The following is a 15646-nucleotide window of genomic DNA, read 5'->3' as shown; positions in this document are numbered from 1 at the left end:
TAGTTTCGTTGCTCCTGCGCGCCGCCGCTCTCATGAAACACCTATGGCCACACTGCAAAAAAATTACCGGAACATCTTCGTGATCGGTGCCTCGGCCGGCGGATTGGAAGCCATCATCAGTATGGTCAAGGCACTGCCCGACGATCTGCCCGCGGCGATCTTCATCGTGCAGCACATGCCGCCTTACGCCCAGAGCAACCTCGGCACGATCCTCCAGCACCACACCAATCTGGAGGTTAAGCGGGGCGAGGATGGGGAGGTCGTGCGGTCCGGGGTAATCTACATGGCGAGTGCGGATCGCCACCTCATCGTGGAGGACAACCGCGTCGTCGTCTCCAAGGGGCCGCGTGAGAACCGGTTCCGGCCGGCGGTCGATACGCTGTTTCGCTCCGCTTCGGTTTGCTACCGGGAACGCGTCGTGGGAATCGTGCTGAGCGGTGTGCTGAACGACGGCACCTCGGGGATGTGGACGATCAAGCGCTACGGAGGAACGGCCATAGTGCAGGACCCTGAGGAGGCTATCTTCCCCGATATGCCCAGTGGTGTGATGCAGTATACCGAGGTGGATCACGTTTTGCGGGCCGATGAGATCGGTAAGTTGATGGGAAGCATCTGCCGGGAGAGGATCGTACCAACATCGGGCGGGGCCGGGTTGACGGACGAAAAATTGTTACAGATAGAAATTGGAATCGGAAAGGGAGACAACGGGCTTATGATGGGGCTGCTGGAGCACGGCGGGCCGTCGCCGCTAACCTGTCCGGAGTGCCACGGCGCCCTTACCCAGTTTGAAGAGGGCCACCTGGTCCGTTACCGCTGCCACACCGGCCACGCCCATACGGGCGACTCCCTGCTCAACAGCTTGCGCGACAACCTCGAGAAGAGCATGTGGGAACTGATGCGGGGAATGGAAGAAGCCCGGTTGTTGCTCGAACGGATGGCCGATAAGATCCAGGAGGGGCTCGGCGATGAACTTGCCCAGCAGTACCGGGAGCGCGCGTTGCGATTTCAGCGCCAGGCGGTGGACGTACAACGCATGATCATTACCAGCGACCCGTCGTATTCCGGTACTCAACTGGACGCCACAACCAAACCCGCGGGGGAGTAATGTTATATTTCATAATTTATTACATTTAGTAACAAGGATTATTATATTGTATAATCCCATCCCGCAGCGATTCGTATTAAACTTTACCTAACGCGTTTGTGGTTGAATAGCAGTGATTTGAATAGTTGGTATGGTTTTTGATTGATATGATTGAATTTTCTATAGTTACAATCTCATGTCAAACCTACAGGATACTTGCTCCACTTTTGGGGGCAATACCGTCGCTTACCTTGATCGCCTTGACGGACAATCGGCGGAAGTCGTCCGGCTGATTCAGGCCCTTCCCATTCCACCTGCGCTGCAGAGTCACCTGCACCAGACCTGGCGGATCACCCGACAGAAGCTGGCTTACTTTCGCAGAGAGTTGTCCCGTTCCGACGGAGAACTACAGGAAGAGCTCGAAGTGTTACACTCCACCCTGCTTCCGGAAGTGATCTCGTACCAGATCAGGCTGGGGGCCATGATGATCTCCGATACTTGCCCCGATCATCAGTACTTGAATCAGTGGAAGTCGATTTGGAGTAACTTTGACCTCGATTAGACTACAGAGGGGCGTTATGTAGATTGTGCGCATTCGCGTCTCAGTCCCTGAATTATTGCCCATTGGAGCTGATGGGCACCCGCTGTTTATTACACTTTCAAGTATGGCCGTAAGAATAATTGGTATTGGTGCATCGGCCGGAGGACTACAGGCACTTGAATCTTTTTTTTCGGAGCTGCCCGCCAAATTAGGGGTGGCCTTTGTGGTGGTACAGCATTTGCCCCTCGATCACCTGAGCTCGATGGCTAGCATCCTGCAGCGGTCTTCGAAAATGCCCGTCGTGCCCCTCAAAAAAAACACCCTGGCGGAACCGGATCACATTTACGTGAACCAGCCGAAGTTCGAGGTGACCGTCAGCGACATGCTATGGCTTACCCCACGCGATCCGGTCCGCAATGCCCTTTACCTGCCCATCGACGACTTTTTCTTTAGCCTGGCGGAATCCCGCAAGGAAGAGGCCATCGGCATCGTACTGTCGGGAATGGGAACGGACGGTAGCCGTGGCATGAAGGAGATCAAAGCCCGGGGGGGGCTGGTCATGGTTCAGCACCCGGACTCCGCTCAATTCAACGGGATGCCACGATCCGTCGTGCGGCAGCACATAGCCGACGTTGTTCTCCCGCCGGCCCTGCTGGCCAGTCGCCTGACGATGATTCTCCGGCAGGGGCGTTCCGTGCAGTTGGAGACGACGCAACTGACGGACCTTAACGACGCCGAGTTGCTGAACACTTTACTTGAACGAATCAGGGTAACGACGCGGATAGACTTCACCCACTACCGGCAGACTACCATCTTACGTCGAATTGAAAAGCGGATCCTCATCACCGAGGCGGAGAGCCTCCGGGCGTACATTACGACGACGCTGGAGAACGAAGAAGAGCTACAGCAGCTGCGGCAGAGTTTTCTGATCGGCGTCACCCGATTCTTTCGCGATCAGGAAGCCTTTGAGATTCTAAAAAATCAGATTATACCGAAACTGTTTGAGCACAAAACGACCGACGAGGAGGTGCGGGTGTGGGTGCCGTCCTGCTCCACCGGCGAGGAAGCATACTCCGTAGCCATTCTCATGCAGGAGTACGTAGATGGGAATAATCTAAACGTCCCCTACCGGATTTTTGGATCGGACGTCGACCGGAATTCTATCATCTTCGCCTCACAGGGGATATACGACAGTACGATTGCCGCTGACCTGCCGGCCGGCTACCTCCAACGGTATTTTTCGCCGACGTCGAGTGGGTACCAGGTGAAGACCGAACTGAAGGAGAACATTCTTTTTGCCGTTCAGAACCTACTGGACGACCCGCCCTTCATCCGCATCGACTTGCTGTCGTGCCGGAATTTCCTGATCTACATCAATTCGGATATTCAGCAACGCATATTGGCAAACTTTCATTTCGGACTTAACCCGACGGGCTACCTCTTCCTCGGGCCAAGCGAGAGCCTGGGGCCAATGAAGTCGGCATTCACTTCCGTCAATCGTCGCTGGAAGATCTACCACAAAAAGGTGGGGGGCAAGACACTGTCCGGCGAGACGATCGCACCGGTATTCCAGCCGATCACTATCAACAAGACACCCCAGTTAGGTTCGCAACCTAAATTAAAGGAAAGGAGCAGTTTGCAACCGGAACAGACGGCCGAGCAGACACCATCTAAAGGAAAGACCACCATGGATATCTACGCCCGGTACTTATCGGAACGGTATGCACCGCCCACCTTATTCGTCGACCGGAATTACGACATACTGTACCTGAACGGAGATTTCAACGGAATCCTGCAAATGCCGCGGTACAATGCGCGGCTCTCCCTGTTGACGGTCATGAATGACGATGCTCAGAAAGTCATTACGGCCGGAGTGGACCGGGTGATGAAGTCGAAAAGCAACGGATCCTACGAGCAGGTCAACATCGCCGGCAGGGATCAGCCCGAACGGTTGATGAAGGTCCGATTTGGCGTGCAGGATTTTCTTGAAGCCGGTCAGGAAGTGGCCACGGTAGAATTTGTGCCGGTGGAAGACGTCGAACTACCCACCAAGGGCGACGACGGAGAGGTCTATACGGTTACCAATCGCCTGAAGGAAAAAATTCGGGAACTGCAAACCGAGTTGCTGCGGTCCGAACAACGGGCCCACAAACTGTACAACGAACTCGAAGCCACGAACGAAGAGCTTCAGTCCAGCAACCGGGAACTATTGGCCTCCAATGAGGAGATGCAGAGCACGAACGAAGAGCTTCAGTCGGTCAACGAGGAATTGTACACCGTCAACAATGAGTTTCAGCGGAAAAACGAGGAGCTGAACGACATCAATAATGATGTGACCAATCTGATGAAGAGCACTCAGATTTCCACCATATTCGTCGACAACGACCTTCGGATCAGAAGATTTACGCCGGGCATCGGGCAACAGTTCGACCTCCACACCTCGGATATCGGTCGTCCCATTGCCGCCTTTGCTACCCCCTTCAATACGCTGGTGATCGATCAGCTCTGTGCACAGGTGCTGGAGGACAATACCCGCATCGATCAGGAAATCGAGGACCGCAACGGAAATTGCTACCTGCTGCGTATACTCCCGTACCTGACGGACCGTCAGGAAGTAGCGGGAGTCGTCATCACGTTCGTCGACATCAACGACCTGGTGCGAACCCGCAAGCGGCTGACCGACATGGCCACCAAGTACGAGGCCATTTTCCACAACACTCAGGAAATTATCGCAATCGTAAAGGAAAACAGCCGCATCGAGGACATCAATCTTCCCATGCCGGGCTACAGCCAGGAAGCACTGCTCGGGATTTACTTCACCGATCTCATCGGGTCAGCCCAGGACAAAGTTCGCTTCAGCGACAGCCTCCGCAATACCTTCGACACGGCCAGGGTGAATTTGGTCAACATCGCGCTAAAATCTGATGCAGGTACCGACACCAAGATCGAGATCGAGCTCATTCCGATCGGTAACTTCGAAGGCAACTCCCGCGAAGAAGCGACGGTCGATCAGGTCATGCTGATTATTCACGACATCACCAATGTGGAGCTAGAAAGGAAGCAGGCGACCCAGACCATCGAGCGCTACCAGCGGATGATGTCGAACCTGCACCGGGCAGCCGGACTCATCAATTTGGAGAACGAGCGCCTCGTGATGGTCAATAACGTCCAGCGGTTTGAAGATGGAAAGGATAATTACCTGCAGAGACCACTCAGTGAATTTCTTACGACGAGTGGACTGGCACGCTTCCGCGCAGCCCTGCAGCGGATAAAGGACGGGGAATTGCAGGTGCTGGTAGAGTACCCGGTCGATGAGTTACGGGAGAGCGACAAGGTGTTACAGGTGATCTACCGACCGGTCTACCTGAAGGATAAGCTGAGCCTGATCAGTTTTGAAGTAGGCGATTAGGACTTTGCCCCCCGTCGGTCGATACCGAGCTTTCTCATTTTGCTGAATAAAGTTTGTGGATTCAGCCCAAGCAATTCCGCGGCTCCCCCCTTACCGCTAACCTTGCCGTCGGTCATGCCCAGCACCTGCATAATGTGCTGCCGCTGCATTTCTTCAAAATTGAGAATGCGGGGGGCGGATGAACGGGTAGCACCGAAAGTGTCCGCGGCCTCCGGATGCACTGCGGGCCCATCCAGGCTAATCTCCAGAAACTCACCGCCGCTGACAATCAGGGCGCGCTGAATGATGTTTTCCAGCTCGCGGACGTTACCGTCGAACGGGTATTCTGCTAACCTGACCAGGTCCTGCGGCCGCAGGACTGGAGGCGTTCGGTGGGGTTGGGCGTACTTCTGAATGAAGTGCTCCGCCAGTACGGGAATATCCTCCGGCCGATTGCGCAGGGGGACACTGTGTACCGGGAAAACGTTGAGTCGAAAGTATAGATCGGACCGAAAGGTGCCCTGGGCCACGCGTTCCCGCAGGTTTCGGTTGGTTGCGGCGATAATTCGCACATTGGTGTGAATACTCTCTTTGGCTCCGAGTGGAGTAAATTCTCCATCCTGCAGCACCCGCAACAGCCGGGTTTGCAGCAACATGGGCATCTCACCGATCTCGTCCAGAAACAGGGTGCCTTCGTCAGCCAGTTCGAAGCGACCCAGGTGATCGCCGCGGGCGCCGGTGAAGGCACCCTTGCGGTAACCGAACAGTTCGCTCTCGATGAGCTCGGCAGGCAGCGCGCCACAGTTTAGGATCACCAACGGGCGGTCGGCGCGCTGGCTAGCTTCGTGAATCGCCCGGGCGATCAGTTCCTTTCCGGTCCCGGTTTCTCCGGTAATCAATACGGTACTGTCGGTCCGGGCTACTTGATCGATTTGCTTCAGCACTTTGGCGTAAGCGGGGCTGATGCTGATGATGGTATGGTTGTCTCCCCGGGCACCCGTATGCTTAGATCCCTGATTACCGATTTGCGCTAGCTCATGCAGCAGTTTTTCGTTCTCGATCTGTAAAGTTTGCAGCTCCCGTTGGGTTTGGCGCTTTTCCGTGATGTCAAAGGCCGTAATCAGGAACTGCCCCTGATGCTCGGGTTTTCGCATGGATTTTACCAGTGCTTCTACCGGAACCAGGGTGCCATTCTCACGCTGCAGAGTCGTTTCGTAAGTGGTAGATCCCTGGGAATGGGCGGTATTCAGGATGCGGTTGAGGGCGTGGACATCGTTCTCCGCATCGATGCGCGTAAGGTGGGGTAACGGCACGTCACGCTTGATTCCCAGCTCATGTTGCATCGGAAAGTTGACGAACAGGAGCTGACCTTCCCGATCAACGCGCATGGTGAAACAGCCCAGGCGATCCAGCAGATCATTCGAATTACTGGGATGGTTGTTTTTGAGGGTTTCTCCCGCTGCGCCGTTGCGGGTGATGATGCCGCAGAGTGCGGGCTTTCCCGCGAACTCCACCTGCGATGCAAGTAGGATGAGGGGGCGGTTTACGGCATTTAACCTGCCCACCGGTAGTACGAGTCGCCGGGTGCTTCCGCCGTGCTTGAAACTCTGAATGAACCCACGGTACTCGGCTGAATTATGAAAGATGCCCAGACCGAACAGGGTGCGATCCATCGCCACGAGGTTGGGCTGACCGGAAATGGCGGTTAGCGAGTTGTTGGCGAAGGCGATATTGCCGTCGTAATGGGCGATGAACGCCGGCAGCGGCACCGTTTCCAGAATTTTACCTAAAACGTCAGCAGTGTCCGGCATAAATAGTCAAAATGGCTACCGATCGCTTCTTCTGCACGGGAAGGATGGGCAGAAACGCACAACGGTTACTCATCAACACTCATTCTATGTAATAAATTGCCGGGAGAAGGTCGAAATACCGTTTTTTTTATTAAAAGTAATAAGCGCGGTCAGGTGGTCGGCGTGAGCGTACTCAGTTCCAATTTCCGCAGGTAGCGTGGCACGGTGAATCGTTGACCGTAGCGTTCCTTGAGTTCCAGGCACCGGTCGATAAAGTTCTGGTGACCGTAGCTGTAGATGTACCGCATGACTCCCCCGGTATAGCCCGGAAAGCCCCAGCCGTACACGCTGGCCAGGTTAGCGGCTTCCGTGTGGTTGATCACTCCCTCCTGCAGGCACCAGCCCGCCTCGATGACCTGGGCGAACAGGAAACGGTCCTTCATCCGGCGGCGGTCGTAGTCTTCCTTCGTAACGGGGAAGTGCTGCTCCAGGCCCGTCCAGAGCCGTGCGCGGTTGTTTTCCTCGTAGTCGTAAAATCCGACCCGCTTACTCTTGCCGCTGCGTTCCAGTTCGTCGCGCATAAGTTCCAGCGCGGGCACGGCCGGATGCTGAAGGTACCGCTGGCCGTAGTGCTCCGCCGCCTGCTGTTCGTAGCGCAACACGAGTTTTAGCCCGAGTTCGTCCGCCAGGGTTAGTGGTCCGGATTTCATTCCGGCCTGACGGCCCATGTTTTCGATCAGGGCGGCGGGGTAGCCTTCGCGGAGCATCGTGATGCCCTCGAGGATATAGGTGTTCAGTACCCGGGCGGCAAAGAAGCCCCAACTGTCCTTCACCACGATGGGAAGCTTGCGGATGCTGATGGCGAAGTCGAAGGCCCGCGCGACGGTTTCATCGCTGGTGGCATCGCCGGCGACCACTTCGACCACGGAGGTCTTCTCGGCCGGCGAGAAAAAGTGCAGCCCTACGTAGTTTTCCGGTCGCATGCTTTCCTTGCCCAGTTCGGTAATGGGGATGGATAGGGTATTGGTGGCAAACACCGAATATTCGTCGAGGTGCTCCTCCGCCTCGCGGGTCACCTTGGTTTTTACCGATTTGTTCTCGAATACGGCCTCCACCACGATATCGCAGTCGCGGAAGTGATCGCTCTGGTTGGTGGTTGTGATCCGGGCGAGGAGCTGTTCCCGGTCTTCGGGCTGGAAGGTTCCCCGCTCGATGTATTCGTCGATCTTGGCACCGACGAATTCCTTGCCCCGGTCGGCAATCGGCTGGCTTACATCCTTGAGGATCACTTCCAGGCCGTTGCGCAGACACAGGAAGGCGATCCCGGAACCCATCTGGCCGGCACCGATGATGCCGACTTTCCGGGCGCGGAATTTCCCGTAGCCCCGTGGCCGACCCACCCCGCCGCGTACGGCCTGCTTGTCGAACCAGAAGGTGGAGATCATATTTTTGGTTACGGGGTTGGTGGCTACCCGGGCATAGTAGCGACTGTCCAGCCGGTAGGCGGTGGCGAAGTCCAGTTTGCTGCCCTCCGCCAGCAGATCGATGATGGCTCGCTTGGCCGGATACAGGTCGTTGGTGTGGGCGGAAAGGCGGGCCGTAAGCAGGCGGATGCGGTGGCCGAGATTGGGGTCGGCGGCGGTACCTCCGGGGATGCTGCCGTCGGGATCGTCCCACGGGCGACGCACGTCGTGATTTTCCAGTAGCCACCGTTTGGCGCGGGCCAGCATCTCCTCGCGATCGGCGGCGAGGTCGTCGATGATCCCCACCTTTACGGCTTCCTGGGGACTGTAGCGACGGCCCTCCAACAAAAGGGGATAAGCCCGTTCGATGCCCAGCTGCCACATCAGGCGAATGATCGCCCCGCCGCTGGGGATCAGGCCGATTTTGACCTCGGGGTGGCCCATCCGTAATTTGCTGTCCGCCAGCGCGATGCGATAATGGCAGGCCAGGGTCAGCTCGAAGCCCGTCCCGAGCGCGTCTCCGTTGATTGCAGCGGCTACCGGTACGCCCGGCACTTCGAGGTCGCGCAGAAACTTTTTGAGCTGCTGGGCGGCCTCGAAGGCGCGTGCGGGTTCCTCCAGCCGGTACAGGTAGTCCAGGTCGCCGCTTTCCAGGAAGTCCTGCTTGGCTGAGGTGATGATGACCCCGTTCAGCTTGCCGGCCGCCTTCTCCTGCTTCAGGTGCTCGATCACCGGAGCGAAAGCCGCGACGATTTGGTGATTGAGCAGGTTGCCCGACCGACCCGACATGTCGAGAATCAGCGTTACGATGTTGTCGGTGTCTTTCCGGTAATGGATCATAGTCGTTCGATGATGGTACAGACCGCCAGGCCGGCGCCCGCGTCAATGGTTAGGCTCCCCAGTGAAAGATCCCGCCGCTCGAGCTCATCGAGGATCTGGCAGAGCATCATGCCACCCACCGCACCCAGGGGCTCACCGAGGGCAATGCTTCCCCCCAGTACGTTGAGGCGGTCGTCGTCGATGTCAAGCCGTTGCTGAAACCGAATGGAGGGCGCGGCGAAGGATTCGTTGAATTCCCACAGGTCGATGTCTCGCTTGCTCAGTCCCGCCTGCTTGAGCGCCAGGTCACTCGCGTTCACCCCGCCGGTGAGGAGGGTAGCGTCAACGGCAGACATGGCCACGGCACGAATGCGGGCCCGGGGATTCAGTCCCAGTTTTTCACCGGCCGCCCGGTTGCCGAGCAGACAGAGCGCGCAGCCGTCGGCAGCCGGACTGGTGTTGCCGTTGGTATGCAGGTGATCGACGTGGTCGACGAGGGGGAAACGGTGGAGGGCCATCTCATCGAAACCGGCCAGACCCATTTCGGCGAAGCGGGGTTCCAGCTGGGCCAGCAACTCGGCGGTGAGGTCCGCGTTGGGTAGGGAGTCCTCCGTGAGGATGGGGAGGCCGTTCTGGTCGGTGATGATCTCCATGCTGGGGCTAAAGTAGCCGGCATCCCGGGCGGCAACGGCCTTGGCGTGGCTGCGCAGTGCGTAGGCATCAAGGTCTTCGCCCCGTATCCCGTGGGTGCTGGCCACCAGGTCGGCCGCCACGCCCTGGGGAATGTAATGGCTGTTGATCACGGTGGCCGGATCGTTCATCATCGGACCGCTGTTGAGGTAGGTCGGTACCCGTGACATTACCTCCAGGCCACCGGCAATGATGGTCTCCCCGTAGCCGGCGGTAATGCGCGCCGCGGCCAGATTAATGGCCTCCAGGCCGCTGGTGTTGAACCGGTTGATCTGCAGTCCGCCCCGCGCCCTGCCCCAGCCGGCGTAGAGGAGGGCCGCCCGGGCGATGTTGTACCCCTGGTCTCCGGCCGGTGTATTGCAACCGATGACCAGGTCATCGATCTCGGTGGGGAGGTCTTCCCGCCCGCACCGCCGCTGTAGCGCGGTCAGGCACTGGGAGAGTATTTCGATCGGCTTTACTTCGTAGAGGTCGGCGGGGTAGGCGGCGCGGCCCCGGGGACTGCGTAGCGCATCGTAGATAAAGGCTTCGGTCGGCAAGGCAAGCGGGGTTTGTGGAGACGCGACAATATACGTCGTTCATTGCACCGCTTTCGTAGACTTACCTTTGCGCCTGCGACCCCGACGCATTATTTTGGGAGAAATTATCGCAACATGCCAAGGACCAGACTCACCGGCTTCAGCCGTCTCATCATATTTTTGATCATCGCTCTGCCCATCGTCTACGTCGGTGCCGCACTCTACAACGGGGAAGATCCCGTCCGTAACGTAAAGGGGTGGTTGGGGATTCAGGATCCCGAACCCCGGGAAGAGATGAACGTTCCGCCCTCGTCCGCCCGCGAGGCTCCCGCCACCTTCGAGAGCGTTCAGGAACTGCGGGATGAAAACGAACGACTGCGTCAGGAACTCGCACGCTGTCAGGGAATTTCGGAAAGTTAGATGAAGCGCGATCGCCCGACCCGGTTTCGCTACGGCGTTCACGAGTTTTTCTATACCCTGATGTCGTTTCCACGGGCCTGGCGCTTCATGCGCAACCACCGCCTGTGGGAGGGCCTGCGGGATTACGGATGGGTCGCCCGCGCACTCGTGGTCGTGGGCATTCTGGTAGGACTGACGATGATCTCGGAGGTGGTCGACTGGTTTCAGCACCACGCCGACGATCCGTTGTACGCCATGGCTATCGGTGCCGACAGCCTGGTGTACCGATTGGCCGTGGGTGCTTACGAAAGCCTCTCCGAAGGTGCCCTCAACTGGGTGGTGCTCATCCTGCTTGAAGTGGTCATCTACCACTTCATGCGGCGCTCCCTGCGGGTGATCGTGGACCGCGACGAGAAGGAGGCCCACACCTTTAAACCCTTCCTGCGGGCGCAAAAGCGGATGATCAAGGTGTCGATCATGGCCCTTGTTCTCCAGGAGGTACTCATCAATGTCGGTCAAAGCCTGCTGCCTTCCTTCATTCATTGGTGGTACGCCGTCGGTGTGCAGTCGCTGATCCTCGGATATGCGATTGCAGACAATTACAACGAGCAATTCGATCTTACCATCGAACAGAGCCTGCGGCACCTCTGGCGCAACTACATCGGTATCTGCCTGGGCCTGGGCTTGCCGCTCTTCCTGATGCTCAAAGTACCGGTGCTGGGTACGGTGCTGGGGCCCCTGGTAACCTCTGTAGCCGCCGCCATCGTACTGCGCGAAAAGAGTGATCTTCATCTGGTCGGCTACCAAATGAGCGAAAATGAACGGCGGAAAGCCGATAAACGGGCCGCGAAAAAGAAACAACATGCGTAAGCTTGCGGCCTGGTCGGTCCACGTATTTACCGCCACTGGATTATTGGCGGGCTTCATGGGCTTACTCGCGGTCACCGAAGGCCGGTACCGGACGGCAATGATGTGGCTACTGGTCGCGCTGGTGATCGACGGAGTAGACGGTACGTTCGCCCGCCTGGCCAGGGTGGGGGAGGTGCTGCCGCGGGTCAACGGGGGAACCATCGACTACGTCATCGATTTTTTTACCTACGCTATTCTGCCCGCCTACTTGTTTTACGCGGCGATCGAATTACCCTACCTGCCCCGCCTGTTGTGCTGCTTTGCCATGCTCCTCTCCGCGGCCCTCTACTACGGGATGGAAGGAATGGTGAGCGCGGACGGGAAACACTTCGTGGGCTTTCCCGTACTCTGGAACATGGTGGTGTACCTCCTGATTTTCGTGCTGCCGGATCTGCCGCAGGTCGCCGTGGTAGGCCTCGTGGTGACCTTCGCCGTGATGCACTTCCTGCCGATCCTGTTTGCCTATCCTAGCCGGGGCGGGCGCTGGTGGCCGCTGACGCTGCTGGCTACCGTGGGGTTTATCGGTTCCGCAATCGCCAATGTCTGGTACTACCCGGAAGCAAGCCCGGTGTGGCGGGGGGTGTGTCTGGTGACCATCGCTTACTATGCGGTTCTGGCCGCCGTCGATACGTATGCGGGCGGCGGCGCGCAGGAGCGGAGAAAACCGGAATAAGCCGCTACCTTGGGCACATGATGAAAGCGGTGACAGCACTCTTTTTTCTAGCGCTGCCGGTGGTGTGTCTCGGTCAGAACCCCGACTTCTTTCTCAACGGTGCGGCACGGCAAGTGAACGACAGCTGCTTCCAACTGACCGCCCAGGAGGCCACGTTCCAGGTCGGCAGCATTTGGTACCCGGTGAAGGTAGATCTGCGTAAAAATTTTGATCTGGTAATGGAGATGAATTTCGGTTGCCTGGACGAGCTGGGTGCCGACGGCATCGTCTTTGGCCTGCAACCCGTAAGTGCCAGCGTCGGCCAAGCGGGTGAAGGCCTCGGCATCGGCGGCATTCGTCCCGCCCTGGGCGTCGAGTTCGACACCTACCAGAACCTCAATCGACTCGATCCCAGCTTCGATCACGTGGCCATCATGGCCAATGGGGCCGTCACCCATTCCGGAGCGGACAACCTTGCCGGACCGGTACGGGCCCGTGCGGACAGCGATAACATCGAAACCTGCAGCGACTTCCCCCTGAGGGTGACCTGGGATGCGGCCACGACCACCCTGGAGGTTTACTTCGATTGCAGCCTGCGGCTCACTTACACGGAAGACATCGTCAGTACGATCTTCGGTGGAGACCCGATGGTCTATTATGGTTTTGCCGCTGCGACGGGTGGACTGACCAATCGCCAGGAAATATGCTTCACGTTCAACTCTTTTCAGAAACAACTGAGCAACGTGACGATGTGCCCGGGGGGAAAGGTGCTGCTGGATGTATCCGGCGGAGAATCGTACGAATGGTCTCCCTCAGCGGGACTCAGCAGCACGACCGCAGCCAGCGTAGAGGCCAGCCCCGATTCGACGACTATTTATTCGGTCAAGATCTTGGATGGCTGCGGAATTCCGCTGTTCGATACGGTCCGGATCGAGGTCGCGGGGGATAGCGCCTTCGTTGACCTCGGGCCCGATACGACCATCTGTCCGGGTGAGCCACTCTTGCTCGATGTAGCCGTTCCCACCGCCGTGTATACCTGGAGCGAAGACTCCCTGCGTGGCCCTACGGCAGAGATTAGTCAGGCCGGGGTGTACTCGGTGACGGCGACCCGCACGGACATTATCTGTACCGCCGCCGATCGTGTCCGGGTGGATCTGTACGAGGTGCCCGTTTTCGATGTTGGTCCGGCCGATACGAGTCTGTGCATTGGCGATACCCTGCGGATTATCGCGGGTTACCCCATCGGGCAGGCTTCACTGGACGGCGGTTTGCCCTTTGATACCCTCGATCTTCGTCGGGGTGGCTTCTACCGGTTTCAGTTTGTCCATCCCTGTGAAACCACCTACGATGAGGTAGACCTGCGTTTTGGTAGTTGCCGAGAATATTATCTGCCTACCGCATTTTCCCCAAATGGTGACGGAAGGAATGATTACTACTACCCCCAGGACAACGGTGACATCGTGCGCATCGCCCGGTTTTCCGTGTACAACCGCTGGGGCGGGCTGATCTTTGATGCCGTCGATATCCCGCCAAACGAACCCAGGGCCGGTTGGGATGGGCAGGTAGATGGACAACCCGCACCGATCGGCAGCTACCTTTGGGTTATGGAAGCTACCTTTCGCAACGGAAGTCATTCGGTGGAAGCGGGTGGGCTTTTAGTCATCCGGTAAACCGCTGCCGGCAACCAACCTTCTCCGCCCGTGTAGCGTCTACCTTCCAACCCCATCCGAACCGAATACCCCGATGCGCAAGCTGCTTGCCGCCCTATTTTTTTTGCTGGCCCTGCTGGCGCAACTGCTTACCCTGCAGCACTGCGCGACGCCGACGCCCCCCCGTGGCGGGGATGTTGATTCCATCGGTCCGCGGCTGGTGACCGAAAAGTCGACGCCCAATTTCCAGACCAACTTCCGGCCCGACCGAATTGAACTGACCTTCGACGAGTGGGTACAACTGGATCCGCAACAGGAAATACTCGTATCCCCACCCCTCGATCTTCGCGGCGACAACCGGCCGGTACTGCAGCGTCGCAGTCTGGTCATTCCCCTTACGGACGTCGAGCTTCGCGATAGTGTTACCTACGTAGTAAATATCGGTGCCGCCATTAAGGACCTGAATGAGGGAAACCCCACCGAGAACCTGCGCTTTGTCTTTGCCACGGGCCCGAACCTGGATACGGCGTCCGTCAGCGGTACCGTGGTGGATGCCTTTACCGGCGAACCGGTGGATGGCGCGAACTTTACGCTCTACGGGAATCTGGCGGATTCCGCCGTGTTTACCGAAAACCCTACCTATTTCGCAAAGACGGGCGAGGAGGGAACGTTCACCGTGAGCAACGTCAAGCCGGGCCGCTACCGCGCAGTGGCCCTCGTCCGTAACCCAGGTTCGACCAATTACTTCGCCGACTTTGACGGAGTGTTTCCCCCCGTTTCCGCCGGTTATTTGGACAGTATAATTACGGTTGCCGATACGGAAAACAGGGTGGGGACCGTCAGGATTTCTCCGATACCCGTAATCGCGCGGAGCACCGACGTACAAACCGATCGCTATGGCGTGATCAAAATCGGTATGAATCAGGCCGCCGTCAACGTCGACCTCAGCAGTAGTCGCGACTACCTGCGGAGTGACGTAGGGGACACCATTCGCCTGTATTACCGGGAAGCTGCCGCCGATACGCTGCTGCTGGGGCGTAACGGAATCTATACCGATACCGTGCTTGTCTCCGCGACTGCTGCGGGAGAGGTGCCGCGACAAGCCCTGACCCCGATCGGGAGGACCGTCGGACGGGTCAACCCCGGCGAGGGCATCAACCTGGTATTTAGCCAACCGCTTGAGTCCGTTGATACTTCATTGATCAATCTGTACCGCGACACCCTGGTCGACCGATTAAGCGTGAGGTACGAAATCGACTCCCTCGATCCGGCGCGTTTGCGGTTGTTTACCGGCTGGGCGGGAGCCGACCCGTACCGGGTAGAGCTGCTCCCGGGCGCGGTCACCGATTGGTACGGATCGGCTAACCAGGACTCGATCGTTCGCGCAGTGAAGGTGGACGACAGCGAAACATTCGGTGACTTGACCATAATTTTGACTAACCTGAACCCCACCCTGAGCTATATCCTCCGTCTCGTTGATGATTCGGGCGAGGTGATCGTAGGTAGCCGTCGGTACATCGATCAACGCTTCGACTATACCGTTCGCTACCGCAGCATGAAACCGGGCACTTACCGCCTTGAGCTGGTCTACGACAGCAACAACAACGGCCGCTACGACTCCGGGGACCTGCGGTTTGGCCGCCAACCCGAAGTGGTGAGCAGGTTCGAGATCGAGCCCCTGCGGGCAAATTGGGAAGTCGAAAAAACGGTGGACCTGGAGAACAACTAACTGAACGGCCCGTTG

At 57.9% G+C, this 15646-nt stretch carries 11 protein-coding genes; 8 read left to right on the top strand and 3 right to left on the bottom strand.

The annotated features are described in order from the left end of the window. Positions 1-43: 43 nt before the first annotated feature. The 3 genes from GGR28_RS05265 (at position 44) to GGR28_RS05255 (ending at position 5034) form a co-directional block, all read left to right on the top strand. Positions 44-1105: a chemotaxis protein CheB gene (locus GGR28_RS05265; protein WP_183494695.1), complete on the top strand. Its 1062-nt coding sequence runs from the start codon at positions 44-46 to the stop codon at positions 1103-1105. 175 nt (positions 1106-1280) lie between these two features. Next, positions 1281-1646 (top strand): hypothetical protein, encoded by a 366-nt coding sequence (locus GGR28_RS05260; protein WP_183494694.1) that lies wholly within the window; start codon positions 1281-1283, stop codon positions 1644-1646. A gap of 103 nt (positions 1647-1749) precedes the next feature. After that, entirely contained in the window at positions 1750-5034 is a 3285-nt protein-coding gene (locus GGR28_RS05255) for a chemotaxis protein CheB (protein ID WP_183494693.1), read from the top strand. On the opposite strand, the gene GGR28_RS05250 is transcribed toward GGR28_RS05255, so the two are convergent. The 3 genes from GGR28_RS05250 to GGR28_RS05240 form a co-directional block, all read right to left on the bottom strand. Next, positions 5031-6824: a sigma 54-interacting transcriptional regulator gene (locus GGR28_RS05250; RefSeq protein WP_183494692.1), complete on the bottom strand. Its 1794-nt coding sequence runs from the start codon at positions 6822-6824 to the stop codon at positions 5031-5033. The genes GGR28_RS05255 and GGR28_RS05250 overlap by 4 nt on opposite strands. 149 nt (positions 6825-6973) lie before the next feature. Next, the gene (locus GGR28_RS05245; RefSeq protein ID WP_183494691.1) at positions 6974-9106 is read right to left on the bottom strand and encodes a 3-hydroxyacyl-CoA dehydrogenase NAD-binding domain-containing protein; all 2133 of its coding nucleotides are present in this window, start codon (positions 9104-9106) and stop codon (positions 6974-6976) included. Continuing rightward, on the bottom strand, positions 9103-10314 hold the full coding sequence (locus tag GGR28_RS05240; protein WP_183494690.1) for an acetyl-CoA C-acyltransferase: 1212 nt from the start codon (positions 10312-10314) through the stop codon (positions 9103-9105). Before GGR28_RS05240 ends, GGR28_RS05245 begins: the two co-directional genes overlap by 4 nt. A 114-nt stretch (positions 10315-10428) precedes the next feature. Here GGR28_RS05240 and GGR28_RS05235 point away from each other — a divergent pair, with 114 nt between their 5' ends. The 5 genes from GGR28_RS05235 (at position 10429) to GGR28_RS05215 (ending at position 15631) form a co-directional block, all read left to right on the top strand. Further along, positions 10429-10713, top strand: coding sequence for a hypothetical protein (locus tag GGR28_RS05235; protein WP_183494689.1), 285 nt, complete (start codon positions 10429-10431; stop codon positions 10711-10713). Continuing rightward, on the top strand, positions 10714-11562 hold the full coding sequence (locus GGR28_RS05230) for a hypothetical protein (protein WP_183494688.1): 849 nt from the start codon (positions 10714-10716) through the stop codon (positions 11560-11562). Next, positions 11555-12274 carry a CDP-alcohol phosphatidyltransferase family protein gene (locus GGR28_RS05225; protein WP_183494687.1) on the top strand — a complete coding sequence of 240 codons (720 nt, stop codon included), beginning with the start codon at positions 11555-11557 and terminating at the stop codon, positions 12272-12274. The genes GGR28_RS05230 and GGR28_RS05225 overlap by 8 nt, the downstream gene beginning before the upstream one ends. A 17-nt stretch (positions 12275-12291) precedes the next feature. Further along, positions 12292-13923, top strand: a complete 1632-nt coding sequence (locus tag GGR28_RS05220; RefSeq protein WP_183494686.1) for a lectin-like domain-containing protein — start codon at positions 12292-12294, stop codon at positions 13921-13923. Positions 13924-13996: 73 nt separating this feature from the next. Next, entirely contained in the window at positions 13997-15631 is a 1635-nt protein-coding gene (locus GGR28_RS05215) for an Ig-like domain-containing protein (RefSeq protein WP_183494685.1), read from the top strand. The last annotated feature ends 15 nt before the right edge of the window (positions 15632-15646 follow it).

Origin of the sequence: Neolewinella aquimaris (assembly GCF_014197245.1) — a bacterium.
Taxonomy (GTDB): Bacteria; Bacteroidota; Bacteroidia; order Chitinophagales; family Saprospiraceae; genus Neolewinella; species Neolewinella aquimaris.
This window is presented reverse-complemented; position numbering and strand designations above follow the sequence as displayed.